This is a genomic window from Neisseria sp. P0009.S007 (genome assembly GCF_051962515.1).
The window spans coordinates 1-868 of sequence record NZ_JBQCVF010000694.1 but is presented as its reverse complement, the minus strand read 5'-3'; the positions used below and the strand labels follow the sequence as shown (position 1 = coordinate 868).

Annotated in this window: 1 protein-coding gene; it reads left to right on the top strand. The window is 45.0% G+C overall.

What is annotated here, in order from left to right; genetic code table 11:
• Positions 1-61: 61 nt before the first annotated feature.
• Positions 62-868, top strand: an 807-nt coding sequence (gene fghA / locus ACTHS3_RS15745; protein ID WP_440368473.1) for an S-formylglutathione hydrolase, incomplete at its 3' end; no start/stop codon positions are given.

Sequence of the window (868 nt, the reverse complement as noted above, 5' to 3'; positions counted from 1 at the left end):
CCTTTGAGTTAATGCATGAAGGTAAATCGATCCGCGCTGTTATTCATTACTAAGGTACGCGATGAAACTGATTGAACGACATCAAATTTTTGGTGGTTCGCAACAAGTTTGGGCACACCATGCCCAAACGCTTCAATGCGAAATGAAATTTGCCGTCTATTTGCCAAATAATCCGGAAAATCGACCGCTTGGTGTGATTTATTGGCTTTCCGGTTTAACGTGTACGGAACAAAATTTCATTACCAAATCAGGCTTCCAGCGTTATGCGGCAGAACATCAAGTGATTGTGGTTGCCCCCGATACCAGCCCTCGCGGAGAGCAAGTGCCGAACGATGATGCTTACGATTTGGGGCAGGGTGCGGGCTTTTATCTGAATGCGACCGAGCAACCTTGGGCGACGAATTATCAAATGTATGATTATATTTTGAATGAGTTGCCTAGTCTGATTGAGGAAAAATTTCCTACCAATGGCAAACGTTCCATTATGGGACATTCAATGGGCGGACACGGCGCATTGGTATTGGCGCTGAGAAATCGGGAATGTTATCAAAGTGTTTCTGCCTTTTCGCCCATTTTATCGCCTAGCCTCGTGTCTTGGGGGGAGAAAGCCTTTTCTGCCTATTTAGGGAAAGATCGCGAAAAATGGCAGCAATATGATGCCAGCTCGCTGATCCAACAAGGCTATAAAGTGCAAGGTATGCGCATTGATCAGGGTTTGGAAGATGAGTTTTTGCCAACACAATTACGCACCGAAGATTTTATCGAAACCTGTCGTGCAGCAAATCAACCGGCCGATGTGCGCTTCCATAAAGGCTACGATCATAGCTATTACTTCATTGCCAGTTTTATTGGTGAGCATATTACCTAT